The sequence below is a fragment of the Paenibacillus sp. CECT 9249 genome, assembly GCF_918697855.1.
In the GTDB taxonomy this organism is placed as follows: Bacteria; Bacillota; Bacilli; order Paenibacillales; family Paenibacillaceae; genus MSJ-34.
The window spans coordinates 16,130-42,531 of sequence record NZ_CAKKLI010000024.1 but is presented as its reverse complement, the minus strand read 5'-3'; the positions used below and the strand labels follow the sequence as shown (position 1 = coordinate 42,531).

The window sequence follows — 26,402 nt, the reverse complement described above, 5'->3', positions numbered from 1 at the left end:
ACGACTTTTGCAGGTTTGGCGGTTCGCGGCTAGACGTATGCGGCGCTTCGGTCGGAAGTACGGTTTGCGAACCGTTATCCCTTCAACCCGCCCAAGCTGATCCCCGACGTAATTTGCCGCTGCAGTATCGCGTACAGCACCATCGTCGGAATCATCACCGTCACGAGCCCTGCGAACAATGCGCCCCAATCGGTAGCGTACCGCTGCACTTCCATCAAATAAGCGAGCCCGAGCGTGAGCGTTCTTTTGCTTTCCGTAGAAATGAAAGACAGCGCCATAATATATTCGTTCCAGAACGCCATAAAATTAAAAATGGTGATCGTGACGACCCCAGCCTTCGCCATAGGCGCGATAACACGCAACAAAATGCCGAAGTGCGAGCACCCGTCAATCATCGCCGCCTCTTCATACTCCTTCGGAATCGTCACCAGAAATCCGGTCAACAAATAAATCGTGAACGGAATGGCATGCGCGGCATAGGCGATGCCGAGCCCGGCCAGATTGTCGAGCAGATGCAGCTTGTTAAGCAGCATAAATAACGGCACGATGCTGAATGCGATCGGGAAAAACAACGCCGACATAAACATCCGTCTCAGAAATCCGGAGAACGGAAAACGGAAACGAGTAATCGCGTAAGCGGCGGCAAACGAAATCGAATTGCAAATGAGCAGCGCTACAATCGTAACAACGGCCGAATTGATGAAATAATGGCCGATTTGCGCCTCCGTAAACGCTTTGACATAGTTTTCGAAATAGAATTGCTTCGGCAGCGCCCAGGGGCTGTCGTAAAATTCGTTTGTCGTTTTGAACGAAGTATACATCGTCCAGATGAGCGGATACAAAACGACAATGCTGTACAGCATCAAAATCATTCTTGTCGGCAACAGCGATAAGAACGGGTCCGACTTTCGTTCCGTCTTCATAGGCATACTCCTTAATATTCGACGGATTCTTTGTCCGTCAATTTTTCGCTAAGCCAAGCGAGCGTTATGGTCACGATTAAGGTAAAAACGCCGATCGCGGCGCCGTATCCGAAATTGCCGTTTTGCATCGCTTGTTTGTACAGATAGGTCATCAACACGGACGATTCGTTGTCGGGTCCGCTGTTGGTCATCACTTGAACATACGTAAAGCTGTTGTTAAACACGCCGATCAGGAAAAAGACGATCGTAATCCGCACAACGCTCCAAATAAGCGGAAACGTAATATGCAGAAATTGCTGCATTTCCGTCGCCCCCTCCAGCACGGCCGATTCGTACAAATGAGCAGGAACCCCCTCCATCGCCGCAATATAGATGATCATATAATAGCCGACCGCCTGCCACACCATCGGAAACACAAGGGCCCACAGTACCGTGCCGCTCTCCCCGAGCCAGGCATGCGTCAAGCTTTGGAGCCCGATCGCTTCCATAAAGGAATTTAAAATGCCGAACGTCGGATGGTAGATGAAAGACCATAAGATCGAAATGACGACGAGCGCAAGCACGTTCGGAAAGAAAAAGACGGTACGGTAAAACGGCCGTTCCCGAAACCTTTTGCGCGTCAGCAATACGGCGAACAGCAAAGACAGCGCCTTCGTGACGACCGGGACGACGAGAAGCAGGAAAATATTGTTGCGCAGCGATTTCCAAACGATCGGATCCTGTGCCAGCGTGCGGAAATTGTCCAAACCGATAAACTCGCTCTCGGCCGAAATGCCGCTCCAACTGTAAAAGGCCATCGTAATGGCCCGGAGAAACGGATACAGCGAAAAAATGCCGAAGACGATCACGGCGGGAAGGACGCAAACCGCAATAAAAACGTTTTTGCTACGGTTGGTCATGAATTTACCCCCTGGAAGCGATGTCCGGGCGAAGGCGGAGCTTCGCCGGACGGATAGGAAGAATACTTGCCTGAATACCTGCTTTTACTGGGAAGACTTCGCCATTAAATCGCGCAGTTTGGCCGAAGCTTTCTCCACGCGGTCCATCCACTCGTCAACGGTCGATTTCTTGTTCATAATATTGTTCAGCGGATTGTACAATTCGTCATTGATAATAATTTCCGTCTTCGGCGTGACCGTCCATTGGAACAGAACCGGTTTGACGCCGTTATCGAATACCTTAACGGAATTGTACATCGATTCCGAAATATACGGTTTCGCCAGTTCGGCCCCGTTCTTCACCGCCAGAACCCCCATCGACTTCTCGGCGTTCGACTTCACGCTCTCTTCCGTATATTGATATTTCAAAAATTCTTTCGCCAGCTCCGGATTTTTCGCTTTGAGCGGAATGTACAGACCTTCAAAGCTCGTTTGCGCATAGCGCTGATCTCCCGCATTTTTGACCGGAGGAGCCATAAATCCGAATTTGAAACCTTCCTCGCGCGGAGCGTCCTTCATCTCCCCTTCGAACCAGTTGCCGTTCGGAATGAACAGCGCCTTGCCTTTCAGAAACTCGGTTTGCGCCTGCGTATGGTTCAAGGCGACCGTTCCCGGCATTAAGTACCCTTTTTGCGCAATTTGATTGTAAATTTCGAACGCCTGCTTTACCGCATCCGATTTAAACGCGTTTTCTTCGTAATTTTCGATTTTGGCAATCGCTTCGATGCCGCCGAACGAAGCGATCGTAGGCACGACTACGCTTTCGTTATAGGACGGATAGATGCCCTGATAAGTGAAAAGAGATCGCCCTTCCTGCTTGGCCGTTTCGCCCAGAGCGAAAAATTCGTCCCAAGTTTCGGGAGCTTTCCAACCTTTTTGCTCGAATAACGTCTGGTTGTACCACAAGCCCAACGTCGAAACGTAGAACGGGGCGTAATAAATTTTGCCGTCTTTATAAGGCTGGGCATACTCCAACATGCCGTCCGTGATGACATCTTTAAGCGGGACATCCTGATCGAGCGTTTTGCTGTCGAACACATCGTTCAGTTCCAGAAACGCCTTTTCCTTGATCATCGCCTGGATCGTATGCGTATTCTCGGTTAAAGGGGCGTAGATGAAATCGGGCGGATTGCCCGCTACCAATTGCGGTTTGATGACATCCATAATTTTCGGATTGGACGTCAAGTTGACTTTGACCCCTGGGTAATCGGCTTCGAACCGTTTAATGACTTCTTCCCAATAAGCTTTGCCGTAGCCGCCCTCAAATACGGCGACGTTCAGCTCCTTGTTGGCAAATTCCTTTTTCTCTTCCGTCGGCGCAGGCTCTTCGCTCTTCGGCGCTTCCTCCTGCTTCGCCTCCTCTTGCTGGGCGGCCGGCTGCTGCGGTTGTTCCGGCGGCGCCGCCTGATTGCCTCCGCATGCCGATACGAAAATGACGATCAGCGCCAGCATGGATAAAAGTACTGCGTGTCTCAACAGATTATCTTTCATCTAGAACCCTCCGTTTTTCGAATCTTGCGTTCCCGGTTCCATCGTAATATAGATAAGAGGGACTTGGTATCAATTGTATTTACCTAAACATCAACTATTTTGACTATCGGGGAAAAGAACTTTTTTCTTAAACTCGCTCGGGCTTTGCCCGTAATATTTGCGGAACATGCGATTGAAGTAAAACTGATTCTCGATGCCGATGGAAGCCGCGACTTCGCGAACGTTCAGGTCGGGATTGGTCAGCAGCTTACGCGCCCGCTCCATCCGGTAATCGTTCAAATAATTGATAATGTTCTTGCCGGTCTCGTTCTTGAACAAACGGCATAAATAACTTTCATTCATGCTCACTTGTTGGGCGACCATTTCCAACGTTATTTTTTGACAGTGATGCTAAATCGATGATCGCGTTCACTTCTTTGCGGTATTTGCGCCGTCTCAGCTCGTTCGCTTCCGCTCGGCTTTTTGCCAGCGATTCGTACGCCGGCCTCATTCGCTCCAAACCGTTGAAAGGTTCGCTAAACGCCGCGCTGACCGTCAAATTCAGGTACATTTGCAGCATGGCGGGAATTTTGCGCAATAGATGCCGCTTGCGCCGTTCCGTATCGGCATCGCCGCCCGCCGCCGGCATGAGCACGACGTATCCCTTGCTGTGCAAATCCACCACTTCGATCGGCTCGAAATCGCTTAATACGTCGCGAACGATGTTCCCGACCGAGAAGCCGAGCAGTTCCTTATCCTTGATTTTCCCTGTCGATAAAGCGCTCTCAAAACGCTCGATCTCGATCCGCAGCAGGCAACTGTCGCCCGGGCCGGCTGCGATGCCGAGTTCCTTCGCTTTCCGCTCGATATAGGCCGGAGGATAGGACCCGTCATGCAGCAGATCGTATAGAAACTGCCTTTTCAAGAGCAATTGATTTTCCTTCAAGGCGAAATGCACTTGCAAATGAAGTTGTTTCTGCTTTCTGTCCTCCGCGATTCGTTCCGCCGCTTTCCTCAGCAATTCCAACAATTCATCCGGTTTCAACGTAATTTTGAGCAAATAATCGAACGCCCCGAGCTTCATCGCCTTTCTCACCAATTCGTACTCCCCGTAATTGCTAAGCACGATCGTTTTCCCGGGAAAGCGGTTTTCCTGCAGCTTGGCGATGAGGCCCAACCCGTCCAGCTTCGGCATTTTCAAGTCGGTAATCACGATATCGGGCTGTTCCCGCTCAATCAGCTTTAACGCCGCGAGCCCGTCCGACGCCCCTCCGATCAGTTGAAACCCATAGTCTTCCCATGCCACCATCGTCTTCAGCGCGATTCTTACAATTTTCTCGTCGTCCACGATCAATACTTTCATTGCCGACACCCGCCTTTACTGAAATATGAGGGGAAGCTTCATCGTAACCATCGTCCCGGCGCCGGGTTCGCTCTCGATCCGCAAACCGTACCTCTCGCCGAAGTTCAACCTGATCCTTTCCTGAACGTTCGATACGCCGATATTCGCCAGCCGCTGTTCGGAATCGTATTTCGCCTGCAGCAATTTGCCTAGTTGCCGCTCGTCCATCCCCTTCCCGTTATCCTGAATCACGATTTGCAAATCGCCGCCCTCCTTCGAGCAGGCGATGACGATTTCCCCTTCGTAGTCGATCTCCTCCAAACCGTGAATGATCGCATTCTCAACGATCGGCTGCAAAATGAACTTCAACACTTTACATTGCCATAGATCTTCCTCCGCCTCGATCGTAACCTTGAATGCATTAGCGTACCTCATCTTCTGGATCACGATATAGTTTTCGACGTTGCTCATTTCCTCGCGCAGGCCGATCATTTCTTTTTGATTCACAATCGTACTCCGCAACAGTTCGGCGAGCGCGCCCAAACCTTCGCTCACGCTGTGGGCCTGGCTTAAATGAGCCGTCCATTTTAAAGAATTCAACGTATTGAACAAAAAATGGGGATTGATTTGCGCTTGCAGCATTTGCAGCTCCCTTTCCCTGATCATTCTTTGCTTTTCTTCCGATTCTCCCATCAAACCGCGGATTCGTTCGATCATCTCGTTGAATTTCCGGGTCAAATAGCCGATTTCGTCTTTGCTGTCGTCTTGCAAATGTACGTTGAAATTGCCGGCCCTAATTTGATTCATGCGGCGAATCAGCCGTTTCAGCGGGGTGGATATGCTGGATGAAATGAATAACGTCATGACGATGCATAACAGCAGGCAAATCCCGGAAACGAGCAAAATCCCCTCTTCGATCCGGGAAGTTTCTTCATTCAGATAGGCAAAAGGAATCGCCGCCACCAAATACCAATCGTAGTTGATGTCGTATGAATACACCGCCAGTACGTCGTTTCCCTGCATCGTCGTGCGGAAGGAGCGCTTGTTCTCCAATTGATTGGCGTTCAGCGCGTCGATGAAAGCTTGTTCGGCATACCGCGTGCCGATTGGGACTTGCGGATTCTCGCTCGACAGGACAAGCCCGTCGGATGTCACGATCATAAACGCGGCATCCTCGCCCAATTCCACATCCCGATAAAAGGCCTGATGAATAAAATGTTCTTCCATGGCGACAAAAACGTATCCGAGCTTTTGCGTCCAATCCGTCCGCGAAAAAATGCGTTTGCCCGACATGATCGTATGCGTCCCGCCATTCGTCAACGCATACGTCCATAGGTCCCTGCCTTCCTCTTCCCTTAAACGCTTCATCAGGCCTTTCATGGCCGATTCCTTTAACGAATCGTATCCTAGATCGAAAAAGATCTCTCCGTCTTCGGTTAAAATTTGGAAAGCTTTAATATGGTTCAACAATTCGAATTTATCGCCGAGCAGCTTAAAGATATGCATTTGTATTTCCCAGCGTTCGCCGCTGTCAAGCGAATCGAAGTTCGCCAACTGGGCTTGGACGGTTTTGTCCATCATAATTTGGTTGCCGAGCGCTTCGATGCTTCTCATTTCGCTGCCTATGTTTTTGCGCAACTGGTCGATCAACGCCACGGAGTAAGTGCTCGTTTTGTTGCGGATCGCTTCGCGCGACTTGTGATAGGAGAAAATGCCGACGCTTAGCAGCGGAAGAATCGATAGAACGAGAAACGAAACGATCAAGCGATTTTTAATCGTGGAGTGGCGCAATAATTTCCTCTCTCCCCGTGATATCATTCGATCTTCTCCCCCGGCACGATCTGTATGTATTCCGAAATATCCCGTTATGCCCATCATACGTGCCGAAGGCCGGATATCGATATGAAAAATATTGATCTATGTATTCACAATTTTTACTTTTGGTACAATATAGCTATTATAATATAAAAATTGGAAACGAAGGAGAAGCGGATTTATGATTCGATCGATTGCAACGGTGGCGGTGTATGTGGAGGATCAACAAAAGGCGAAGGAATTTTGGACGAAACGGGCGGGATTCGATGTCGTGGCGGAGTTCCCGATGGGACCGAATGCCGTCTGGTTGGAGGTCGCGCCGAAAGGAGCGCAATCCCGGCTCGTCATCTATCCGAAATCGATGATGAAGGATTGGAACCAACGAAAGGCGTCGATCGTGTTCGAATGCGACGACGTCGGCCAAGCTTATGAAACGATGAAAGCCGCCGGAGTCGAATTTGCGGACGAACCGAAGCAAATGCAATGGGGTACGTACGCTACGTTCAAAGATTCCGACGGCAATGAATTTTTACTGAAAGGTTAACTTTTTCATGTCCGCTTGAACTTGATTTTTACGCATCGTGATGGTGTACGATCAATGATTGGCGCCATCACGCATGTTCTGCTTTTTTTGTTTCAGTGTTATGATTGCCACCAAGATGCCAAGCAGCGCGATCGCAGCGCAAATGACGAAAGCCGTGCGGATCGCTCCTGTCAGCCGTATAGGATCCATGGTTCCTAAAGTCGCGCTTGTACCTAAACCGGAGGAGATCATCGCCAGGATGACAGCCAATCCAAGTGCAGTGCCAATTTGTTGGCCGGTATTGACGATCGCGGACGCGACTCCCTGCTCTTTCATATCAATGCCGTAACCGGCCGCAATGTACATGCCCGTAAATACAAACGATTGACCAACGCCAATCATAAGCATGCCGGGGATCATTTCCCAAACTGCCCCCGCTGCGGATAACCGGGCGAATAACATAAAGCCGGCTGCGCCAAGTCCCATTCCAATTGCTACTGTACCGGCTAAGCCGAAAACCGCGATCAATTTGTTGACGAATCTTGTGGCAAGCAAAGAACTGAACGTCAGGGGCATAAAGATCAATCCCGATTGGACGACAGAATAATGCAATACCTCTTGTGTATATAAAGTCATAAAATAGTATAAAGCGCCAAACGACCCCGAACATAAAACAGCAGTTAGCGTAGCACCCGTTAAGTTGCGAATACGAAACAATCGGAAGGGAACCAATGGTTCTCGCGTACGAAGCTCAATCGCTGTAAATAACAAAAGTAAGCCAACCCCTGCCAAGCCTGGTATAAAAGTTGTTAGGGCAAACCAACCTTCAACCGGGGCCTGAATCAGATAGTACACAATGAAAAGCATTCCTGCCGTCACTGAAAAAGCTCCGGCCGCATCGTAATGGCGGCTTTTCGAAGAAAACCTGCTCTCTGAAAGAACGACAGGCGAAAGAATCATAACAAGAAGAACGATGGGTACATTCACAAAGAAAATAGCTTCCCATCCGATATAGTTCGTTAACACCCCGCCTAACAGCAATCCGAGCGACAACCCTACACCGCCCATTGCCGACCATACGGCCATTGCACGATTGCGTTCCGCCCCTTCTTCAAAATTTGACATGATGAGGGATAACGTCGCCGGAGATAGAAGAGCTCCCCCGAGACCTTGAACCACCCTCGAAAAGATAAGAAACAGTTGAGAGTGTGCCAAACCGCCGAATAGAGATCCTAAACCGAAAAGTCCCATGGCAATGATCAGCATGCGCCGTCTTCCCGCCAAATCCGATAATCTTCCCCCAATAAGCAAAAATCCGCCATAGAATAAGGAATACGCACTGACTACCCACTGAAGATGGTTGGTTGAAAAACCTAAATCTGCTCCAATGGAAGGCAAGGCAACAAACACAATCGTGTAATCAAGAGCAAGGATGAACTGGGATACTGCAAGCAGCATTAACGCAAGTCCTTTATGTTTATTCCGATTCATAACAGATAGTCCCTTCCCATTTTAGACTGTTTGGTCTAGATTAAACAAAAAAATAATCGTTATTTCCGGATTTATTGCATAGTGAGCAACCCCCCTTTTCCAGACTGAATGGTCTAAAATAAGCAAAATGATAATGAAGCGGTATCGCTTCATTACGAATCAAGCGCGGAGAGGATGATGGCAACATTATCGTCCAATACTTCGGGATCCGAGGTTAACTTGGCAATTTGGGTCAGCGAATATCGGGCATGATTCAAATATCGGGCGAGAGCATACAGGTTTTTGTGTCGGCCGCTAAGTTCGCCTTGCCCTTGGGCGCGGACTAATGCTTGATAAAAAGCTTGTTCTAAGAGCGACCTATCCTGCTCGAAAAATTTTGCAATTTCCATATCGTGCGGAACTTGATCAATAGCGCTGTGCAGAATAAAGCATTCCTTGCGCCGGTGTTCATCTTTCAGTACGGCAGCCCCTTCATGAAAAATAGCGGCAATTGCCTCTTTTACCGAACCTGGCTGTTCCAGACGTGATATGACTGATGCGGTTTTTTCTTTTTCATAATGTTTGACGGCCGAGATAAAGAGATCTTTTTTGGTTCCATACGTATCGTACAGACTTTGACGCGCTATACCTAAACCATCGAGTAAATTTTGCAACGAAGTGCCCTCATAACCGTAATGCCCGAATATCTCCATCGCTTTACGCAATACAAGTGTCGTGTCGAATTCTTTATTTCTTCCCATCCCTTGCCCTCCTCCCCCAAAAATTATATTCTTTCCGGACTGAACAGTCAAGAATTACGCAATTATTCATTTGTTACTGAAATGATTCCGATTCACTCCTATCGAAACCATTCCTTGCAATTTATATCCTTATATCGTAATATTAAGATATAACGTTATAGATAACCGAAAGGATGCTTGCCATGGACAACAATTTTAAAGCGTATGAGGAAGCGGCCGAGCTTTTGAAAGCTTTGGCGCATCCGGTGCGCCTGTGCATCGTGAAAGGCTTGCTGGAGCAAGGCGGCTGCAATGTGAGCCATATGCAGGAATGTTTAGGCTTGCCGCAATCCACCGTATCCCAGCATTTGCAGAAATTGCGCAGTATGGGGATCGTGGCGGCGGAACGCAAGGGACTTGAAATCAAGTATACGGTCGCAAACGAGCAAGTCATACAATTGATCCGAATATTATTCGAGGAGGAATCGCCATGAGCAGAAAAGTTGTCATCGTCGGCGGCGTAGCCGGCGGAGCGTCCGCGGCGGCACGGCTGCGGAGACTGGATGAGGAAGCGCATATCGTCATGTTCGAACGGGACGAATATATTTCGTTCGCCAACTGCGGACTCCCATACTATATCGGTAATTCGATCCAAGACCGCAGCAAGCTGCTCGTCCAAACGCCCGAAGCGATGCATCGGCGTTTCAATATCGACGTGCGAACGAGAAGCGAAGTGATCGCCATCGATCCGGCCGCACAAACCGTTACCGTTCGCAGCGAAGAGCGGGGCGTCTATGAGGAAAGCTACGATTCGCTCATTTTGTCCCCGGGAGCGAAGCCGATTCGCCCGAATCTTCCCGGCATGGAGAGCGACAAAATCTATACGCTGCGCAACATTCCGGACACCGATAAGATCAAAGCGAAAGTGCAAGAAGAAGGAACGCGGTCCGCGGTTGTCATCGGCGGGGGCTTTATCGGCGTCGAGATGGCCGAGAATTTGCGGGAAATCGGATTGGAGGTGACGCTGGTGGAAGCCGGGCCGCAAATATTGGCTCCGTTCGACCCCGAAATGGCCGGCGCGCTGACGAAGGAATTGGCGCATCGCGGCGTGCGAATCGTACTGTCCGACGGCGTACGCAGCTTTGAAGAAACCGGCGGCGGCATCGCGGTACGGCTCGCTAGCGGCACGACGCTGCACAGCGATATGGTCTTGCTCGCCATCGGCGTCGCGCCCGATACCGGGTTCTTGCAAGGAAGCGGCATCGAGCTCGGCCCCCGCGGCCATATCGTCGTCAACGACCGGTTGCGGACGAGCGCGGAGCATGTGTACGCGGTCGGGGATGCCGTCGAAGTCGTCGATTTCGTCAACGGGGATAAGACGGCCGTTCCGCTCGCGGGTCCGGCGAATAAGCAAGGCCGGATCGCGGCCGATAACGTCTGCGGATTGAACGCCGTCTACCGCGGATCGCAAGGCACGTCCATTATTAAAGTGTTCGGACTGACGGGGGCGGCGACGGGAAATAACGAGAAAACGCTGCGGAAGCGCGGCATTCCTTACCATACCGTATTCGTTCATCCAAGTTCCCACGCCGGTTATTACCCGGGAGCGACGCCGATCACGATCAAACTCATTTTCGGCCGCGACGGCCAAGTATTGGGCGCTCAGGCGGTCGGATACGACGGGGTCGACAAGCGGATCGACGATATCGCTGCGGTCATTCATTTCCGCGGGACCGTCGCCGATCTAACCGAGTTGGAGCTTGCGTACGCGCCGCCGTATTCTTCGGCCAAAGATCCCGTGAACATGGCCGGCTATGCGGCGGAGAACGTATTGACAGGCAAGACGGACGTGTTCCTGCCGCGCGATTTGGAGGACCGGGACGCAGCTTCTGTCGTGCTCGTCGACGTCCGAACGGAAATCGAGCATCGGAACGGCCATATCGAAGGCTCGATTCTCATCCCCGTCGATGAGTTGAGAGACAGGCTGCATGAACTCGACCCGAACAAAGAAATATGGGTTTACTGCCAGGTCGGATTGCGCGGCTATACCGCTTCGCGCATATTGCAGCAAAAAGGATTTCGGGTTAGAAACTTGACCGGCGGATATAAGACGTATCTGATGGCGCAGTATCGCCCGGAGCTCGTGGCAGACGGAGCGGCCCCGGGACCCGATGCGGGCCGAACGGATTTTGCCGGTTCGCCGGCCGGAGCAAGCGCCGAAACGGCCGCGGCCGCAAGCGAGCAGGACGGGAAAACCGCGCTAGCGGAGCCGCGCGAACCGGACTTGACCCTTGACGCCTGCGGGCTAAGCTGCCCGGGGCCGCTCATGCAGGCGAAGCAAGCGATGGATCGGCTGCTGGAGGGGCAGACGCTGCATATTACAGCTTCGGATCCGGGCTTTTATGAAGATGTGCAGGCTTGGACGCAAATGACCCGGAACCGGTTGCTCCGCGTGACGAAACGGACGGACGGCGCGATCGAGGCTCTCATCGCCAAATCGGCGGAGGGCGACCGGCCCTCGGACGCCGCGCCTCAAGAAAAAGACGAGAGCCAAGACGGCAGCACAATGGTTGTCTTCAGCGGCGATTTGGATAAGGCGATCGCATCGTTTATTATCGCGAACGGCGCGGCGGCCAGCGGCAAAAAGGTCACCCTGTTCTTTACTTTCTGGGGGCTGAACATCATTCGGAAGCATCATAAAGTTCCGGTTTCCAAAACGATGATCGGCAAAATGTTCGGCGCGATGATGCCGCGCGGAAGCCGCAAACTGTCTTTATCGAAAATGAATATGATGGGCATGGGCGCCAGAATGATCCGGGCCGTCATGCAAAATAAAAACGTCTCTTCGCTGGAAGAACTGATCGAATCCGCGATACGGCAAGGCGTTGAAATCGTCGCTTGCCAAATGTCCATGGACGTGATGGGCATCGCCGAGGAAGAATTGATCGACGGCGTCCGCGTCGGCGGCGTCGGCTATTATTTGGGCAAAGCGGATCGATCCGGAATCAATTTGTTTATATAATTTTACCGCGCCCTCGACCGAAATCGATACTTTTCTCTTTTCCGTCAAATTCAGTATAATAGGAAAAGGACATTTCAAACAGCGTCTGTACCCGCTGCCTTTCTAGGAGGAGATCATATGAGCATAAAAAAAGTATTGACGATCGCAGGTTCGGATACGAGCGGCGGCGCCGGAATACAAGCGGATTTAAAAACGTTTCAGGAACGGGACGTATACGGAATGACGGTATTGACGACCGTTGTGGCGATGGATCCCGATCAAGAGTGGAACCACCAAGTGTTCCCGATCGAACTCTCCACGATTCGTACCCAATTGAAGACGGTATTGGACGGGATCGGCATCGATGCGGCCAAAACCGGGATGCTCGGTTCGGTCGAATTGATCGAGATGATTGCGAATCAGGCGGATTCGCTCGGCGGCATGCCGTTCGTCGTCGATCCGGTCCTGGTATGCAAAGGAACGGACGAAGTGCTTCACCCGGAAACGGCGGTCGCCCTGCGCGAATTGCTCGTGCCGAAGGCGACGGTCGTAACGCCGAACTTGTTCGAAGCGTCGCAATTGGCGCAGCGTCCGCCGATTCAAACGTTGGACGATATGAAGCAAGCTGCCGAAGCGATCTTTGCCTTGGGCGCCAAGAACGTCATCATTAAAGGCGGCGCCAAGCTGAACCATGACAAAGCGGTCGATTTATTGTTCGACGGCAACGAATTCGAACTGTTCGAAGCGGAGAAAATTGCGACAACCTACGTTCACGGCGCAGGCTGCACCTATTCGGCGGCGATTGCGGCCGAACTGGCCAAAGGACATACGGTTCGCGAGGCTGCGAGCATCGCCAAAGACTTCGTCTCGGCAGCCATCCGCGGCGGGTTCCGGTTAAACCGTTTTGTCGGCCCTACTCTGCATGCGGCCCATCGCATGGCATAGCGGAAGGACGCAACTATGGATTTGGAACAGGGCTATACCGACTATCGGCCGCTGCTCTTATCCATCGCGTACAGGCTGCTCGGAACGGTGTCGGAAAGGTACGCCTACGGCTGCGAGTATGCGGAAATTGCCGATATCGTAGGGAAATCCGCGGACAACTGCCGGAAAATATTCAGCCGCGCCGGACAAAAGACGAACCGGCTTCCAAGCGAACCGGTTCCTTCCTCCGGGCACGATGCGATCGATGCTGAGCGCGGACGAAGGCGAACCCGCAGATTTAGCGCGGTTCCCGAGACGAAGGGGCTGTCCCTGCAGTCGTTGCGACTGTGGGCGCAGCCCCTTCTATGCGTTGCGGGAGCGAGGCTCCTGCATTCGCCGGTTTTCCGCCATTGGAAAATGTCCAGCAAATCATGCGGAATTGCCGATTAAAACGGGAATCCATTGGAAAACATCCGGTAGATTCCTCTCTTTTCGGCCATTCGGCCGCATTTCCGAAGATTCCATTGGAACAATTCCAATGAAAAGTCGAAGGATGGAGTGTTTATCGAAAAAACGTTGGACAATATCCAATGGACATCAGGATTCGGCAGCCTGCCCCACCGGTCGATCGCCCTGCTAACGGCTAACGGTTCGAAAGGGGGCCGCCCTGCCCCTAGTCCCTACATCTCGTAAAACGGCACGAGCAACGAATGCTGGCAGGCCGTATGCAGATCGCGCCAAATCCGATTGATCGGCGCGTCCTCCATAACAGCGCCGATGCCCATATACGGGAACACCGATTGCGCGCCTTGTAAAGCCGCTCTCGCCGTTTGATGGCATTGCCGGGAAACCAGCTGCAGTTCTTCGTCGGACAGCTCGTTCCCTGCCGCATGCCTCGACCAAGACGAATTCACCGTGTCGTAAAATTCAGCCACGCTGTGCCGCAGCCGCTCCTCATGCCGTTCGACGGTTTGCCGTACAAACTCGTATCGATCCGCGCCTTGCCACGCTTCCCGCTTCTGCCGCAGTACCTCCCGGGCTTCCTCGAAGAAATGGCGTCCGATCCCCGCGGCGACCGCGGCAAAGGTAGCTTGCGCAAACTGCAGGAACGGGTAGCGGTACACCGGATGGTCATAGTAATAATGATCGCTGAAAATGCTAAATGTCATTTCTTCCGGCACGAACGCCTCCGTTACTTCGATCGTATGGCTCTCCGTCGCTTTTAAACCGAACGCGTTCCAATCCCGCACAATATGTACTTGATCCGGCCAAAACACAAACGAACGCACCTCCGCATTCCCATCCGGCCGCGCTCCCTCTTCCTCGATGATACAATTAGCCGTAAAAACGGTCGCATGCGTCGAGCCGCTGCAAAATTTCCATCGGCCGCTCGCCACATAACCGCCTTCCACCCGTTTAGCCGTTCCGCCGGCGGTTCCGCTCCCGGCAATGACCGCGTCTCGGGGAGCAAACATCCGCTCGGATACCGGCGGCTCGATGAACGGAGCGAAGAAACCGCCCCCGGCGCCGATCGTAATCAACCAGCCGAAATTGCCGTCGATCCGCGAGGCCTCTTCGTAGATGCGCAGCGCGTCCGGCAACGAGCACATTCGTCCGCCTAGCGCTTCGGGCACGAACAGCTTAAACAAGCCTTGTTCATAAACGGTATCCAGCATTAGCCGCGTGGGTACGCCGGTTCGATCCGCTTGTATCGATTGCTCCCTGACGGCTTTTACGGTTTCATCGGTAAACAAAGTCATCATGCATCACTCTCCAGTTTGTCGTACCTTTACTATGACACTATTTGGACAGAGATTTCAACATGTTCATGACGATTCGCTCGAACCATTTCCATGGGAGCAGCGTTTTGCCGAGCAAAGAAATGCGATTGCCCTTGCCTAACGTGTACCGAAGTCTCGGGGCGGGATCCTTCGCCAGCCGGACAATGAGATCCGCTACTTCCTGCGGATCGGAAGCTTCGGAGGCGGTTTTGCGGGAATAGCGCAGAACGGCTTGCAGTACGGGGCGATACGGCGAATCGGGACGGGATCGAATCTGATCGAACCCTTTCTCCCAGATCGCGGTGTTGTAAGCGCCCGGCTCGATCAGGACGACATGAACGCCGAACGGCAGCATTTCCAGGCGCAGCGCCTCGCTGAAACCTTCCACCGCGAACTTGGACGCCGCATACGGCGCATAGCCCGGAAAACCGATCCTGCCGCTGATGCTGCCGATATTGACGATCAATCCTTTGCCCCGTTCGCGCATAGAGGGAAGGACTGACTTCGTGACGGCGATTAAGCCGAACACGTTCGTTTCCATCTGGCTTCGCCAAGCGTCCATCTCAATCTCCTCGACCACGCCGCCGACGGCGAAACCGGCGTTATTGACCAATACGTCGATGGCGCCGTATTGCTCAATGACGGAGGAGACGGCCTCAAGGGCGGCCCGGCGGTCGGTTACATCCATCTCCAGGACGCGGATCGATTCGCTTACGCCATGAGCCGACGCCTGCCGCAGCAATTCATGCCGCTTGTCCGTATCTCTCATCGTCGCCATGACGAGATAGCCGCTCCGGGCAAGCGAGACGGAAGTAAGCAGGCCGAAGCCGCTCGAGCTTCCGGTCACGAACGCGACCGGTCTCGCCGCATGATCGTCCCGATGTTTACTCATAACATCTTTCCTTTCCGTTTACAATTTATATTTCCGAATAATCGGTACGCCGATCCGCTCCAATACCGCAGCCAGCCCCCTCCAGCACCAGCGCCGCCGCAGGGGCAGGTGCCGCTCGTATACCGCGCTGTACTCGATATGGGCGACCGCGCCGCGGTTGCGTTTGAATTGGGCGGCCCCGGAGCTTTCGTGCAGCAGGCAGCCGTTCCGCCCTGCGATATCGATCAAGACGGCCGAGAGCATGCGATACAGGCCGGTTTCCTGCGGCAAATCGGTATCGTACCCGAACAACGGCGTCGTCATCTTCCCGTGGCGGACGTAATATCCGAGCACGGCATCGATTTTGCCGTTTTTGCGCAGCGCGCAAAGCTGCAAAATACCGTCCCGCCGCGCCAGTTCGATGAAGCGTTCCTGAAATTGCGGATTATGAAACGAATATTTATGCAAATATAGCGCATTGTACAGTTCCGTTATGCGCGGGACATCGGATGCCTGCAAACGGTCCGCCTCGACAATTTCGTAGCCTTGTTTTTCCAAAAGCGAATAATCCCGTTTCAGCAGCCAACGCGCCTTCGCGTTGCCATGTCCTTGCCCGTTCGGGGGCAATATATAAATTTGGCGGCTCGGCACCATCGTACAGCCGAGCGTCCGCATCGTTTCGAGCAGCGGACCGTCCGTCGCCCCGTTCAGCGAACGGAAAACGATCGCATAGTCCGGGAATTTCCCGACAAGATAAGAGACGATCGCTTCGTACAGGCCGTCGTCCATATCCGGGTATAAGTTCGTAGAGAGCAGCCAGTTGTTTACATGTACCGTCCGATTCATTTTCCCGGCTTTCAGCAGCCATCCGATTCCGCTTGCCACAGGCTCCAGAGCCTTCCGGACGAGCCGGCTTCGCAGCATGGCGAGCTCTTCTTTGGTATAACTGACATAGTGAGTATATGGGGAACAGACGTAAGAATTGCTATATTCCTCCTCGTTGACCGTAACCGGCAGCACATGTCCGCGGACAACGAGCGCGTACAGGCGCGTTCGGACATTCGCAATGTAATGTTGCGGCGTTTCCTTCATCAGCGGCAGCAAAAAACACCGGGCATAACGGCCGTCATCCGTATCGGGCCACGGCAGGCGATCGATCGTCTCGCGGTCGTATAAAACGATGCTAACGTTCAACGGCGCATCTCCTCTCCACTCTGCGCAGCTTCCGCACGCCGGGAATGAACCGGTACGCCGAGAACGCGATATCCGGCACCCGGCAATCCAACTTGCGGCATAGTTCGGCGATTCGATCCGCGACCTGCCCTTGAACCTGCGCCCGGGACCGCTCTGCGATCCGCAGCGAAATTTCGATCTTGTCCGGCGAATGCTGGACGATTTGATATTCTTCAATTTCCGCCGAGGAACCGATCACCGCTCTGGTAAGGAAATCGGGAAATACCGGAATCAACCGAGCGAGCCCGCCGCGAACCGAGGGAAAATAAAACAGGTCGTCGCATCTCCCCTCGATCGATTCGATCGCCGTCATCACCGAACCGCACGGGCACGGCTCGAGCCGCTCCGTCAGCAAATCGTTCAAGCGGTATCGCACGATCGGCTGCGTCGTCCTGGAAAAATCGGTGACGATCGGAACGAATTTGCGCAACTTCTCGTCCGCATATTCCTTTTGGATACAGACGACATCCTCGTTGAGATGAAGCGTGCCGTGAGCGCATGTTGCCGCCAGAAACCCTTCCGTACATTGATATACTTGATGAGCCGCCTGCCCGAAGGCGTCTTCGATATAACGCCGGTCGATCGGGTCGAGCACTTCGGCGACCGATATCATTTTACGCGGCGTTACGGCAAGCCGGGAATCGCGAACCGCGCCCGCCAACATGCGCAATACGGATGGCGGAGCGATCAACAGCGTCGGATCGTACTGCTGCAATCTGGCCAGATGCTCTTCGAACGGATCGAGCAAATCGAAGAAGGCGAACTCCAGTCTGCTGCTGCGTACGGTACTGTATAAATTGTTGTTTGCCCGAAGGAAGAAGGCGATTCGCTCGCGCCGCAGGAGCCCTCGCGGCAGCGTCTTGGCTAGCACGGTGCCTGCCCAGGCGAGCCGTTCGCGGCCGCTGATCAGGAAAATGCCCCGGTTGCCTGACGTTCCGGAGGAAAGACCTACGCTGACGTCGCCGATCGCCGGCGTGAAATCCCGCGTCTCCTCCGCTTTCCGCGCGATGTCAAACGCTTCGTCTTTGCCGATCCCCGCCGTATTCAACCGATCGAAATGCTCCATCATGAGCTCTTTGTCGATCGCAGGAAAATCCCTCCACTCCGAAAGGGGGCGGTTCCCCCACAGCTCGGCGTAAAAAGGCGACGCGCGGCGCACCCATTCCAAATGACGGAGAACGCGCGATTCCTGCCATGCTTCGAACGCTTCTCTGCCGCTCCAACGATGGCCGTATTTGGTTCGCATATAATGTTGTATAACGGTCCATTTGCCTTTCATGACATCCACCATTCCGCGAACGCCTCCAATCCCGCCTCGATACCGATCCGCGGACGGTAACCAAGCAGCGTTCTCGCCGCGGTAATATCGAGCGTTTGGCTGCGTCCGAGCAAGCCGACCGAGTAGCGGGTCAATTGCGGCTCGCTCCCCCCCGGCCGAAGCTTCGCCGCCGCTTCCATCGCCGCGGCAAGCAAATAGGCGGCCCGATAGGGCATCGGCCTTAGCCGCAGCGGCTCGTCAAGCATAGCGAACAGCCGCTCTACCACGTCGATAAAGCGGACCGGCTCGCCGTTCGTAATGTTAAACGTTCTGCCGAGCGCTTGCCGCGGCGCTTCGGAGCATCGAACGAGCGCCTCCACCACATTGTCGACATAGGTCAAGTCCATCTCGATGTTCCCGCCGCCGAACAGCGGCACGCCAAAGGAGCGATTCGCCCGGATGAACCGCGGCAGAATCGTGCGGTCGCCGGGACCGAATATAGCGCGGGGCCGTAGGATGATCGCGGGCAAACCCGCATCGTGCGCGCGATCCACCGCCAGTTCCGCAAGCCGTTTCGTATGAGCATAGGCATTGGCGAACACCGCGGGCAGCGGCGAGGATTCGGTCACCATGAACCGATGCGTGCCGTCATAATAGACGCTCGGCGTCGAGACATAGACCAACCGGCCGACTCCATGCCGCCGACAGCCTGCGATCACATGCTCCGTTCCCCGGACATTGCAATCGTAAAACTCGCGGTAGGGCCCCCACAGCGACGACAGCGCGCCGCAATGAAAGACGGCGTCTTGGCCGGCGCAGGCGGCGGCGATCCGTTCATCGTCCCGCAAATCCGCGCGCACAAAGCGGATCCCTTCCCGTTCCAGCGACGCGCCTGCTTCTTCGTTGCGTCCCGAAGCGCTCACGTCCCAACCCGCTTGGACAAGCCGCTTTGCCAAGCGGCTTCCCAGAAACCCGGTTCCACCGGTTACGAATGCTTTCATCGCTCACCATTCCATTCGATATCGTAAGTCGCCGCTTCGAGCAAAGACAGGCGGCGCCGTTTGCCAACGCTCCGCAGCGTCCTTAATACGTTGACCTGCTCCCAGAAAGGCAGCGGATCCGACCACCGAAAGACGACATCCTTCCCGCGGACGAACGACTTGATCCACTTCCCCCAGGCTTTGCGGGAAACGCCGCCCCGCAAGCCGAACGCAAGCATAGCGATCCCGACCATCGAACCTTCCGCCGTACGCGGGACAAGCGGCGGCCCCTCATGCGTCTCGGGCGCTAGCAGCACCCTGTCCAATTCGGGCGTCCCGCGAAACAAATGAATCCCGCTCGTCGCGCGGGGATTGCACTCGAGCGGCAGCAATGCGCCGGCGGGCGTTTCGATCAAATCGAAAGCGATTTGCCCGGTAAAGCCTTGAGCGCGGACGAAACGTTCGACCCATTGCATCGCGGCCGGATGGGACAGCGGTTCGAAATAGATGCATGCGCCCTTCCCCATCGTATATTGCGCCGCATAGGCCGCATGCGCCAGCAGCGTCCCGCGGTACGCGACGCTGTACGTACATATCGCCCGGCCTTCCACGTACTGTTGGGCGACCCAAGGCCGTTCGGGCGTCGCCGACCGCCCCGCTTCGTCCCATTCGGGCGCCTGCCGGCCCGGGGCGGCGGTTTCGCCGGGGAGCCGGATCAGCACGTTGGCCGCGGCCCGCGAATAGACCGGCTTCATGACGAGCCCGTCGCGGACGGGATATCGCTTGACCGCATCCGCCCATTGCTCCGGCGAAGCGATCAGCGAAGTTCGCGGCACGGCGAACCCGGATCGGGCGGCCGCTTCGATGAACGTCCATTTATTGTGGAGACGCAGCAATTTGTCGAACGAATCGGCCACGACCGTGCAATGCTTCGATAACCGTTCCAATCCGGCGGCGATGTAGAAAATCTCCTCACAGGTCGGAATCAGGATATCGATTCGATGCTCCCGGACGATGTCCTCCAATGCCGCGACATACGCTTCCGGATCGTCCGCCGGCTTCGGCAGCGCAAACCGTTCCGCAACGTGGCGGGACAACCGGCATAAATGATAAGGCTGGCTCTCCGCCGCGGATACCCGGTGACCCGCTTCCGCCAGCATTCTCGCCAGCTCAAGCGTCGCCGGCGCCCTCCCGCCGGTTAGCAACACGCTCAGCTTCGCCATACCGCTCTTAATAGTCAAGGATCATTCCTCCGATCGACAGCCCTGCCGACGTTCCAAGCAGCAATACCCGATCGCCGCGGTTGATGCGGCCGCGCCTTATCGCTTCATGAATTCCCATCGGAATCGAGGCGGCGATCGTATTGCCGTGATCGGCCGTAATATCCATCAACTGATCGTCATGAATCCCAAGCTTCCGGCACATTAGCCGCATCGCCATGGCGCTGCCTTGATGCGGAATGACCGCGCGGAAGTCGCCCATCCGGACGCCGGCTTCGCCGAGCAGCCGATCCACGAAGCCGGGCAGCAGCTTCGACGCAAACTTGAACATCGCCGGGCCGTTCATATCGAATAAATAATCCGCTGCGCCGGCTTGCTCGTAACGGCTCGCGTGCAAGCCGCTGCCGCCGCCGCGGATTTCCGAGAACGCCGCGCCTTGCCCGAACGTTTGCATGGAAGAATGCACGATACCGGCCGATTCCCCTTCCCCGGAGCGCTCGACAATAACCGCGGCCGCCCCGTCGCCGAACAGCGCCGCACTCTCCTTCTGCTTCCAATTCAGTCCGGCGGAGGCGATCTCGGTGGCGACAAACAATACGCGCCGGTAACGCCCCGCTTGCACCAAATAGGACATCACATCGAGTCCCACCACAAAGCTGAGGCAAGTGGAGTTGATATCGAAACACGGCACGCCGGATTGCTCCTGTCCCATCGCTTTCTGTATAAGCGCCGCCGTGCATGGGATCGGCTGCTGCATCGTTCCGCTCGCGCACACCAGGCAATCGATATCGCCAAAGGCAAGGCCGGCATTCTCCAGCGCCGCATATGCCGCTTGAGCCCCCATTTCGGACGCCGTTTCACGTTCGGCGAAATGGCGGACGCATACATTCGCTTTGCTGCGCACCCATCCCTTCGCGATGCCGAGCAAACGGTCCATTTCTTCGTCCGTCACCGTTCGTTTCGGCAAATATTTTCCCGTTCCGACAATTTTCACCTTGCGCAATTGCATGACATGATCCTCCTTGGTCGTTCAAGTTATGACTTAGTTACAATTGTAGTCGGATGTTCGGGAACCGTATAGTACCAAGTTTCTCTAGTACCGTTTCGACAAAAAACGGACCCGGAAAGCAATCTCTCCGGGCCCGAACTATGTTTCACGGATAGTAACCATCACTTGTCGTTTTCGATCGTTTGCGCCTTCCGATCCCGCTTCCTGCCGTCGTCCAATATCGGGACTTCGATAATATCCAGCAAGAACATGAAAATCGGTATGCCGAGAATCAATCCCCATACGCCGAAGAAATGCTCCCCGACGATCAACACCATAAACGTATAAAATATCGGCAAATGCGTTTTATTCGACATCAGCTTCGGATTGAGGACATAAGCTTCAAAGGCGTGCAGCAGCGCAATCATGATAAGCACGTAGACGACTTTCAGCAGCCCTCCGATTTTAAACGCAATCGCGCATAACGGGATGAGCGAGACGATGACGCCCATGACCGGAATAAGGCCGAGCAAAAAAATCATGATTCCGAGCGCGAACAAGCTTGGAAAACCCAGCATCCATAAAAACAGAACCGAGAATACGCTGTTCAGCAGCGCGATCAAAAATTGCACTTCGATCACTTTCCCGAAGGAATGAATAAATTTGCGGCCGAAAAATTCGATTTCATTATAGATGAAACCGATTTTGCTCGATTTGAATTTCGCGGTGAATGCCGTCACTTTCTCCTTCTGAAGCGAGAAGAACAGGCTCATAATGATCGCGATTAGCAAATTCAAGCCCCATTTGCCGATGTCGGATATTTTCTTCAGCAAAAAGTTCAACCCTTGGTCCACATAGCTCGCCACATCGATGTTGCGCAACGATTCCATGATATAATTGAGGATCGGATTGTCGTACGGTTCGAACGGCTTGCTGTAAAAGGTCATAATAATTTGCACGAGTTCGTTCAGTTGCTGAATCAAACGGGGCAAATACATGTACGATCCCCAGAACAGCCCCGCCACGAGAATGACATATAGAAAAATAACCGTCACTTTATTGTTGATTCTCACAACTTTGCTTACACGCCTAGTAATCGAGGAGCTCAAACGGTTCATCAAATAAGTAAGAATGAACGTAATCAAGATCATGTTCAGCATGCTATGTAAAGCATAGATGAGCAAAGCGATAATCGCTAATGCAACGAGCCTCTTAAACCCCCGGCTTTGCAAAAATTCTTTAAAAGTCATCATAGATTCGAAGCTCCTTAGTTCATAAGTTCGGCGTTATAACCATCTTAAATCAAAAAGAACCCCATCCGCAAGGGAATGGGGGCCGAACTCGCAAAAATTATATTACTTCGATCCGGATACCATGATTATTGTACCGTTTTGTTATATTGCTGAATTTTCGAGGTAATTTCTTTCGCCGCTCCGTCAAGCGCGTCCTGCGGCGATTTTTGATTGTTCAACACCTCTTCGATCGCCCCTTCCACCAATTGGCGCGCTTCGGGGAATACGCCCATCACGGCTCCTTGCGTCGCCGTGCTTAGCTCCGTCTGGTGCAACTGGTCGACCGCCGTCTGGAATTGCGGGAATTTGGCCATATTGTCTTTGACGCTTTGTTCGTCATACGCTTTCTTCGTGATCGGAAAATACCCGGTATTAATATGCCAGTATGCTTGCTCTTGCGGCGACGTAACAAACTTCACGAATTCCCAAGCCGCCTTCTGTTCGGCTTCCGGCCTGTCGTTCATCATCCATAAGCTTGCGCCGCCGACAATGACGCCGCCCCCGCTCGCATCCGCCGGTTTCGGCAGAAAGCCGGTGCCTACCTCAAACTTCCCTTCCGCGTTGTCGACGAGCCCTTTCAGCGCCGCGGTCGAATCGAGAATCATCGCGACCTGGCCGGCGGAGAACGCCTTTTTGGAATCGTCGGTTTTGCGGCCGAGGTTGATCATCGCTTTCGAGTCGATCATATTTTTCCACCAGGTCAACGTTTTGACCCCCGCTTCCGAATTTACCAACGATTCCGTTGCCAGCGCTTCGCGTCCGTTGCCGTTATTGACATAGTCCGCGCCTTGGTTCGCAAAGAACTGTTCCATAAACCAGCCGTATATCGCAAAATTCGCTCCGGTCGCTTTGCACGATTTGGTAATCGTATCTGCCGCCTGCTGCAATTCCTCGTACGTTCTCGGCGGTTTCTCCGGATCGAGACCTGCGGCTTGGAACAGATCCTTATTGTAATACAGAATCGGATTGGACGTATTGAACGGCATCGAATACAGTTGGCCTTCGAACGTGTAATAGCCGATAATGTTCGGCTCAAGCTGGGTTAAATCGTAATTGTCGGCGTCGATGAACGTCTGCATCGGCGTGATCAGCTTCGAATCGATCATGAAGCGGCTGCCGATTTCATACACTTGAACGATATGCGGAGCTTCCTTCGTCCCCATCGCCGTCTTCAATTTGCTCAGCAAATCGTCGTAGGTTCCCTGAAAGATCGCTTCGACCCGGATTTTGTCCTGGGATGCGTTAAAATTAGCGACCATCTGGTCGACCACTTTCGTATTCGCCCCTCCCATCGCATGCCAGAAGACGACTTTCGTCGCTCCCCCTGAGCTTAAACCGTTGCTTTGCGCCTCGCCTTGGCCGCCGGACTCGCCTCCGGCGTTTCCTGCGCCTCCGCCGCCCCCGCTGCATGCGGTTGCGACGAGCAGCATCGCCGCAAGCAGCAAACCGATCCACCTTTTTTTGTTCATACGTTTCCTTTGCCTCCCCCGATTACGAAATTTTATGATAAATCCGTCGCCATGCGCGCCCGCCATTCCAAAACGCTCGGAGATGAAGCCGACCGCATGATTCGGACGGGTTTACCGACATGAAAGTTTTTAATTGTTGAATGTTCAAAAAGTCAACTTTTCAGCACCGAGAAGGTTGCGAGAGAACCCGAAGAAGGAGGAGCGCAGTGTAGGCAAAACCTACATGAGCACCGGACTTCGAGGGTGAACGCAAGATTCGATGCCGAATCCGCCTCAAGATATACTTCGTGATCAAAAGGGGACTTTTTGAACTACCTCTATTACCCTTTGACGGCTCCGGCGGTTATGCCGCGAACCAACTGCTTCACGCCGAACGCAAGCAGAAGCAGCGACGGCAGCAATACGAGCGACACGCCCGCCAGAATCAAATTCCACGACATCACTTCCTCGAATTGCAGCATGGCGACGCCGATTTGCACCGTGCGCATCGTGGCGCGGTTCGTAATGAGCAGCGGCCATAAATAACTGTTCCAATGCGTCAAGAACACATATACCCCCAAGGTGGAAAGAGCGGGTTTGGACAGCGGGAGAACCATCGTAAAGAAGTTGCGCATATGGCCGCAGCCGTCGATTTTCGCCGCATCGAACAATTCATGGGGAAGCTGCATAAAAAACTGGCGCAGCAAAAAGACGCCGAAAGCGCCGGCCATAAACGGGACGACCAGCCCCTGGTAGCTGTCCATCCAGTTCAAGCTTTTGATCGTTAAATAGTTGGGGATAATCGTCACTTCCCACGGAATCATCATGGTCGACAGGAACAGCATGAACAGGGCGTTCTTCCCCCGGAAACGAAGAAACGAAAAAGCGTAGGCGGCCATGCTGGACGTCACGATCTGGCTGATCGTAATCGCCGCCGAAACGATAAAGCTGTTTAATACAAACCTCGGAACCGGTACGGTAGCGATCGCTTTTAGAAAATTGCCCATATACAATTGGCTTGGAAAGATCGGCGGCGGATAATTCGACACTTCCCGCTCGGTCATAAAGGAGGAGAAAAAAGTGAACAAGAGCGGGTATAGAACGATAAGCGCGAGCACGGTCAGCAGCAAATACAGCAGCGTATAGTTCAATCTTCTTAGCGTCACTGGTAGTGCACCTTCCTTTCCAATATTTTGAATTGGAGAGCGGTCAACAGCAGAATGATCGCGAATAACACCAGGGCCTGTGCGCTCCCCGTCCCGAAGCGGAAGTTGATGAACGCGTCTTGATAGATGGAGTAAACGACGACGTTGGTCGCCCCCGCCGGCCCGCCTTTCGTCAAGATGTGGATTTGGCCGAACGCCTGAAACGCCCCGATCACCGAAACGATTAATGCGAAAAAAATAACGGGCGACAGCAATGGCAGCACAATGCGGACGAACGTGCGCACCGGGCCGGATCCGTCGATTTTGGCGCTTTCGTAAATTTCGTCCGGCACACCCTGCAATCCGCTCAGCAGCAAAATATAAATGAACCCCATGTTCATCCAAACAGTCATCAAAGAAACGGATAACAGCGCTACGGACGGATCGATCAGCCAAGGAACCGGACCGATGCCGGCCAGACTAAGAAAATAGTTGAGCATCCCCGCCGTAGGATGAAACAGAAGCAGCCATATAATCGATCCCGTCCCTACCGAAATGACGATCGGCAAAGAGAAGATGAATTGAAACGCTTTCATGCCGCGCAATTTATTATGGGTGATGAAAGCGAGAAACAGGCACCAAACGATGCATGTCGGCACGGTAAACAAAATAAACAACAGCGTAACTTTCATGTTGGACATAAATTGGCCGGACTGAATCATCTCCACGTAATTGTCCAGTCCGACAAAGGCGGCGACTTTGCCGCGCGGGTCTGTAATCGTCAAGCTAAGGTAGACGGATCTGATCATGGGATAGAATAAAAAGAAAAAAAAGATCAGCAAGGAAGGCGCAAGAAAAGCATATCCCAACAGCCCCTCTCTCCGCTTCCTCCTCCGCAAAGCGCTCGATTGTTCCGTCGTCATCGGCTGCACTCCTTTCCGCAATTTGAAAACAAAAAAACACATGCAGCCGCCGGCCCCATATCGGGGCAACAACCCATGTGAATGTCTCCAAGTCTCTTTCACAATTGTTATAGGTTA

The 26,402-nt window shown here is 53.4% G+C and carries 24 protein-coding genes; 5 read left to right on the top strand and 19 right to left on the bottom strand.

The window, feature by feature from the left end; genetic code table 11:
- Positions 1–74: 74 nt before the first annotated feature.
- From LQ229_RS16835 to LQ229_RS16810, 6 genes are all read right to left on the bottom strand, one after another.
- Complete coding sequence (locus LQ229_RS16835; protein WP_230192333.1) at positions 75–923, bottom strand: carbohydrate ABC transporter permease; 849 nt, start codon at positions 921–923, stop codon at positions 75–77.
- 11 nt (positions 924–934) lie between these two features.
- Entirely contained in the window at positions 935–1,822 is an 888-nt protein-coding gene (locus tag LQ229_RS16830) for a sugar ABC transporter permease (RefSeq protein WP_230192332.1), read from the bottom strand.
- Between the two features lie 84 nt (positions 1,823–1,906).
- Positions 1,907–3,352, bottom strand: coding sequence for a carbohydrate ABC transporter substrate-binding protein (locus LQ229_RS16825; protein ID WP_216537061.1), 1,446 nt, complete (start codon positions 3,350–3,352; stop codon positions 1,907–1,909).
- A 90-nt stretch (positions 3,353–3,442) separates the two neighbouring features.
- Positions 3,443–3,694: a helix-turn-helix transcriptional regulator gene (locus tag LQ229_RS16820; RefSeq protein WP_230192331.1), complete on the bottom strand. Its 252-nt coding sequence runs from the start codon at positions 3,692–3,694 to the stop codon at positions 3,443–3,445.
- Positions 3,687–4,694: a response regulator gene (locus LQ229_RS16815; RefSeq protein WP_230192330.1), complete on the bottom strand. Its 1,008-nt coding sequence runs from the start codon at positions 4,692–4,694 to the stop codon at positions 3,687–3,689. Before LQ229_RS16815 ends, LQ229_RS16820 begins: the two co-directional genes overlap by 8 nt.
- A gap of 15 nt (positions 4,695–4,709) precedes the next feature.
- Complete coding sequence (locus LQ229_RS16810; RefSeq protein WP_230192329.1) at positions 4,710–6,491, bottom strand: sensor histidine kinase; 1,782 nt, start codon at positions 6,489–6,491, stop codon at positions 4,710–4,712.
- Between the two features lie 178 nt (positions 6,492–6,669).
- On the opposite strand from LQ229_RS16810, the gene LQ229_RS16805 reads away from it, so the two are divergent.
- Entirely contained in the window at positions 6,670–7,032 is a 363-nt protein-coding gene (locus LQ229_RS16805) for a VOC family protein (protein ID WP_230192328.1), read from the top strand.
- Between the two features lie 51 nt (positions 7,033–7,083).
- On the opposite strand, the gene LQ229_RS16800 is transcribed toward LQ229_RS16805, so the two are convergent.
- Positions 7,084–8,502 (bottom strand): MFS transporter, encoded by a 1,419-nt coding sequence (locus LQ229_RS16800; RefSeq protein ID WP_216537057.1) that lies wholly within the window; start codon positions 8,500–8,502, stop codon positions 7,084–7,086.
- 152 nt (positions 8,503–8,654) lie between these two features.
- Positions 8,655–9,242, bottom strand: coding sequence for a TetR/AcrR family transcriptional regulator (locus LQ229_RS16795; protein WP_216537056.1), 588 nt, complete (start codon positions 9,240–9,242; stop codon positions 8,655–8,657).
- Positions 9,243–9,424: 182 nt separating this feature from the next.
- Here LQ229_RS16795 and LQ229_RS16790 point away from each other — a divergent pair, with 182 nt between their 5' ends.
- The 4 genes from LQ229_RS16790 (at position 9,425) to LQ229_RS16775 (ending at position 13,596) form a co-directional block, all read left to right on the top strand.
- On the top strand, positions 9,425–9,715 hold the full coding sequence (locus LQ229_RS16790) for a metalloregulator ArsR/SmtB family transcription factor (protein ID WP_216537055.1): 291 nt from the start codon (positions 9,425–9,427) through the stop codon (positions 9,713–9,715).
- On the top strand, positions 9,712–12,243 hold the full coding sequence (locus tag LQ229_RS16785; RefSeq protein WP_230192327.1) for an FAD-dependent oxidoreductase: 2,532 nt from the start codon (positions 9,712–9,714) through the stop codon (positions 12,241–12,243). Before LQ229_RS16790 ends, LQ229_RS16785 begins: the two co-directional genes overlap by 4 nt.
- 117 nt (positions 12,244–12,360) lie before the next feature.
- Positions 12,361–13,167 carry a pyridoxine/pyridoxal/pyridoxamine kinase gene (gene pdxK, locus LQ229_RS16780; protein WP_216537053.1) on the top strand — a complete coding sequence of 269 codons (807 nt, stop codon included), beginning with the start codon at positions 12,361–12,363 and terminating at the stop codon, positions 13,165–13,167.
- Between the two features lie 15 nt (positions 13,168–13,182).
- Positions 13,183–13,596 (top strand): hypothetical protein, encoded by a 414-nt coding sequence (locus LQ229_RS16775; RefSeq protein ID WP_216537052.1) that lies wholly within the window; start codon positions 13,183–13,185, stop codon positions 13,594–13,596.
- Positions 13,597–13,826: 230 nt separating this feature from the next.
- On the opposite strand, the gene LQ229_RS16770 is transcribed toward LQ229_RS16775, so the two are convergent.
- From LQ229_RS16770 to LQ229_RS16720, 11 genes are all read right to left on the bottom strand, one after another.
- Positions 13,827–14,909 carry an acyl-CoA dehydrogenase family protein gene (locus tag LQ229_RS16770; protein ID WP_356711075.1) on the bottom strand — a complete coding sequence of 361 codons (1,083 nt, stop codon included), beginning with the start codon at positions 14,907–14,909 and terminating at the stop codon, positions 13,827–13,829.
- A gap of 37 nt (positions 14,910–14,946) precedes the next feature.
- Positions 14,947–15,819 carry an SDR family oxidoreductase gene (locus LQ229_RS16765; RefSeq protein WP_216537051.1) on the bottom strand — a complete coding sequence of 291 codons (873 nt, stop codon included), beginning with the start codon at positions 15,817–15,819 and terminating at the stop codon, positions 14,947–14,949.
- A gap of 18 nt (positions 15,820–15,837) precedes the next feature.
- Positions 15,838–16,992 carry a GNAT family N-acetyltransferase gene (locus LQ229_RS16760; protein WP_230192326.1) on the bottom strand — a complete coding sequence of 385 codons (1,155 nt, stop codon included), beginning with the start codon at positions 16,990–16,992 and terminating at the stop codon, positions 15,838–15,840.
- Entirely contained in the window at positions 16,982–18,322 is a 1,341-nt protein-coding gene (locus tag LQ229_RS16755) for a F390 synthetase-related protein (protein ID WP_230192325.1), read from the bottom strand. The genes LQ229_RS16760 and LQ229_RS16755 overlap by 11 nt, the downstream gene beginning before the upstream one ends.
- The gene (locus LQ229_RS16750) at positions 18,307–19,290 is read right to left on the bottom strand and encodes an NAD(P)-dependent oxidoreductase (RefSeq protein WP_216537049.1); all 984 of its coding nucleotides are present in this window, start codon (positions 19,288–19,290) and stop codon (positions 18,307–18,309) included. The genes LQ229_RS16755 and LQ229_RS16750 overlap by 16 nt, the downstream gene beginning before the upstream one ends.
- A complete protein-coding gene (locus LQ229_RS16745; RefSeq protein WP_230192324.1) occupies positions 19,287–20,510 on the bottom strand; it encodes a hypothetical protein in 1,224 nt (407 codons plus the stop codon). The genes LQ229_RS16750 and LQ229_RS16745 overlap by 4 nt, the downstream gene beginning before the upstream one ends.
- Positions 20,500–21,498 (bottom strand): beta-ketoacyl-ACP synthase III, encoded by a 999-nt coding sequence (locus LQ229_RS16740; RefSeq protein WP_230192323.1) that lies wholly within the window; start codon positions 21,496–21,498, stop codon positions 20,500–20,502. The genes LQ229_RS16745 and LQ229_RS16740 overlap by 11 nt, the downstream gene beginning before the upstream one ends.
- 161 nt (positions 21,499–21,659) lie before the next feature.
- Positions 21,660–22,730, bottom strand: coding sequence for an AI-2E family transporter (locus LQ229_RS16735; protein WP_216537046.1), 1,071 nt, complete (start codon positions 22,728–22,730; stop codon positions 21,660–21,662).
- A 125-nt stretch (positions 22,731–22,855) separates the two neighbouring features.
- On the bottom strand, positions 22,856–24,238 hold the full coding sequence (locus LQ229_RS16730) for an ABC transporter substrate-binding protein (RefSeq protein ID WP_230192322.1): 1,383 nt from the start codon (positions 24,236–24,238) through the stop codon (positions 22,856–22,858).
- A 320-nt stretch (positions 24,239–24,558) separates the two neighbouring features.
- Positions 24,559–25,383 carry a carbohydrate ABC transporter permease gene (locus tag LQ229_RS16725; protein ID WP_216537044.1) on the bottom strand — a complete coding sequence of 275 codons (825 nt, stop codon included), beginning with the start codon at positions 25,381–25,383 and terminating at the stop codon, positions 24,559–24,561.
- Positions 25,380–26,285, bottom strand: a complete 906-nt coding sequence (locus tag LQ229_RS16720) for a sugar ABC transporter permease (RefSeq protein ID WP_216537043.1) — start codon at positions 26,283–26,285, stop codon at positions 25,380–25,382. Before LQ229_RS16720 ends, LQ229_RS16725 begins: the two co-directional genes overlap by 4 nt.
- Between the last annotated feature and the right edge of the window lie 117 nt (positions 26,286–26,402).

What these genes read in the sequence shown, in the direction of transcription:
- pdxK (WP_216537053.1), top strand. Translation starts at nt 12,361, where the DNA reads ATGAGCATAAAAAAAGTATTGACGATCGCAGGTTCGGATACGAGCGGC.
- LQ229_RS16770 (WP_356711075.1), bottom strand. Translation starts at nt 14,909, where the DNA reads ATGATGACTTTGTTTACCGATGAAACCGTAAAAGCCGTCAGGGAGCAA.
- LQ229_RS16730 (WP_230192322.1), bottom strand. Translation starts at nt 24,238, where the DNA reads ATGAACAAAAAAAGGTGGATCGGTTTGCTGCTTGCGGCGATGCTGCTC.
- LQ229_RS16740 (WP_230192323.1), bottom strand. Translation starts at nt 21,498, where the DNA reads ATGCAATTGCGCAAGGTGAAAATTGTCGGAACGGGAAAATATTTGCCG.
- LQ229_RS16790 (WP_216537055.1), top strand. Translation starts at nt 9,425, where the DNA reads ATGGACAACAATTTTAAAGCGTATGAGGAAGCGGCCGAGCTTTTGAAA.
- LQ229_RS16785 (WP_230192327.1), top strand. Translation starts at nt 9,712, where the DNA reads ATGAGCAGAAAAGTTGTCATCGTCGGCGGCGTAGCCGGCGGAGCGTCC.
- LQ229_RS16720 (WP_216537043.1), bottom strand. Translation starts at nt 26,285, where the DNA reads ATGACGACGGAACAATCGAGCGCTTTGCGGAGGAGGAAGCGGAGAGAG.
- LQ229_RS16820 (WP_230192331.1), bottom strand. Translation starts at nt 3,694, where the DNA reads ATGAATGAAAGTTATTTATGCCGTTTGTTCAAGAACGAGACCGGCAAG.
- LQ229_RS16775 (WP_216537052.1), top strand. Translation starts at nt 13,183, where the DNA reads ATGGATTTGGAACAGGGCTATACCGACTATCGGCCGCTGCTCTTATCC.
- LQ229_RS16735 (WP_216537046.1), bottom strand. Translation starts at nt 22,730, where the DNA reads ATGATGACTTTTAAAGAATTTTTGCAAAGCCGGGGGTTTAAGAGGCTC.
- LQ229_RS16810 (WP_230192329.1), bottom strand. Translation starts at nt 6,491, where the DNA reads ATGATATCACGGGGAGAGAGGAAATTATTGCGCCACTCCACGATTAAA.
- LQ229_RS16765 (WP_216537051.1), bottom strand. Translation starts at nt 15,819, where the DNA reads ATGAGTAAACATCGGGACGATCATGCGGCGAGACCGGTCGCGTTCGTG.
- LQ229_RS16805 (WP_230192328.1), top strand. Translation starts at nt 6,670, where the DNA reads ATGATTCGATCGATTGCAACGGTGGCGGTGTATGTGGAGGATCAACAA.
- LQ229_RS16800 (WP_216537057.1), bottom strand. Translation starts at nt 8,502, where the DNA reads ATGAATCGGAATAAACATAAAGGACTTGCGTTAATGCTGCTTGCAGTA.
- LQ229_RS16835 (WP_230192333.1), bottom strand. Translation starts at nt 923, where the DNA reads ATGAAGACGGAACGAAAGTCGGACCCGTTCTTATCGCTGTTGCCGACA.
- LQ229_RS16830 (WP_230192332.1), bottom strand. Translation starts at nt 1,822, where the DNA reads ATGACCAACCGTAGCAAAAACGTTTTTATTGCGGTTTGCGTCCTTCCC.
- LQ229_RS16795 (WP_216537056.1), bottom strand. Translation starts at nt 9,242, where the DNA reads ATGGGAAGAAATAAAGAATTCGACACGACACTTGTATTGCGTAAAGCG.
- LQ229_RS16815 (WP_230192330.1), bottom strand. Translation starts at nt 4,694, where the DNA reads ATGAAAGTATTGATCGTGGACGACGAGAAAATTGTAAGAATCGCGCTG.
- LQ229_RS16750 (WP_216537049.1), bottom strand. Translation starts at nt 19,290, where the DNA reads ATGAAAGCATTCGTAACCGGTGGAACCGGGTTTCTGGGAAGCCGCTTG.
- LQ229_RS16755 (WP_230192325.1), bottom strand. Translation starts at nt 18,322, where the DNA reads ATGGTGGATGTCATGAAAGGCAAATGGACCGTTATACAACATTATATG.
- LQ229_RS16825 (WP_216537061.1), bottom strand. Translation starts at nt 3,352, where the DNA reads ATGAAAGATAATCTGTTGAGACACGCAGTACTTTTATCCATGCTGGCG.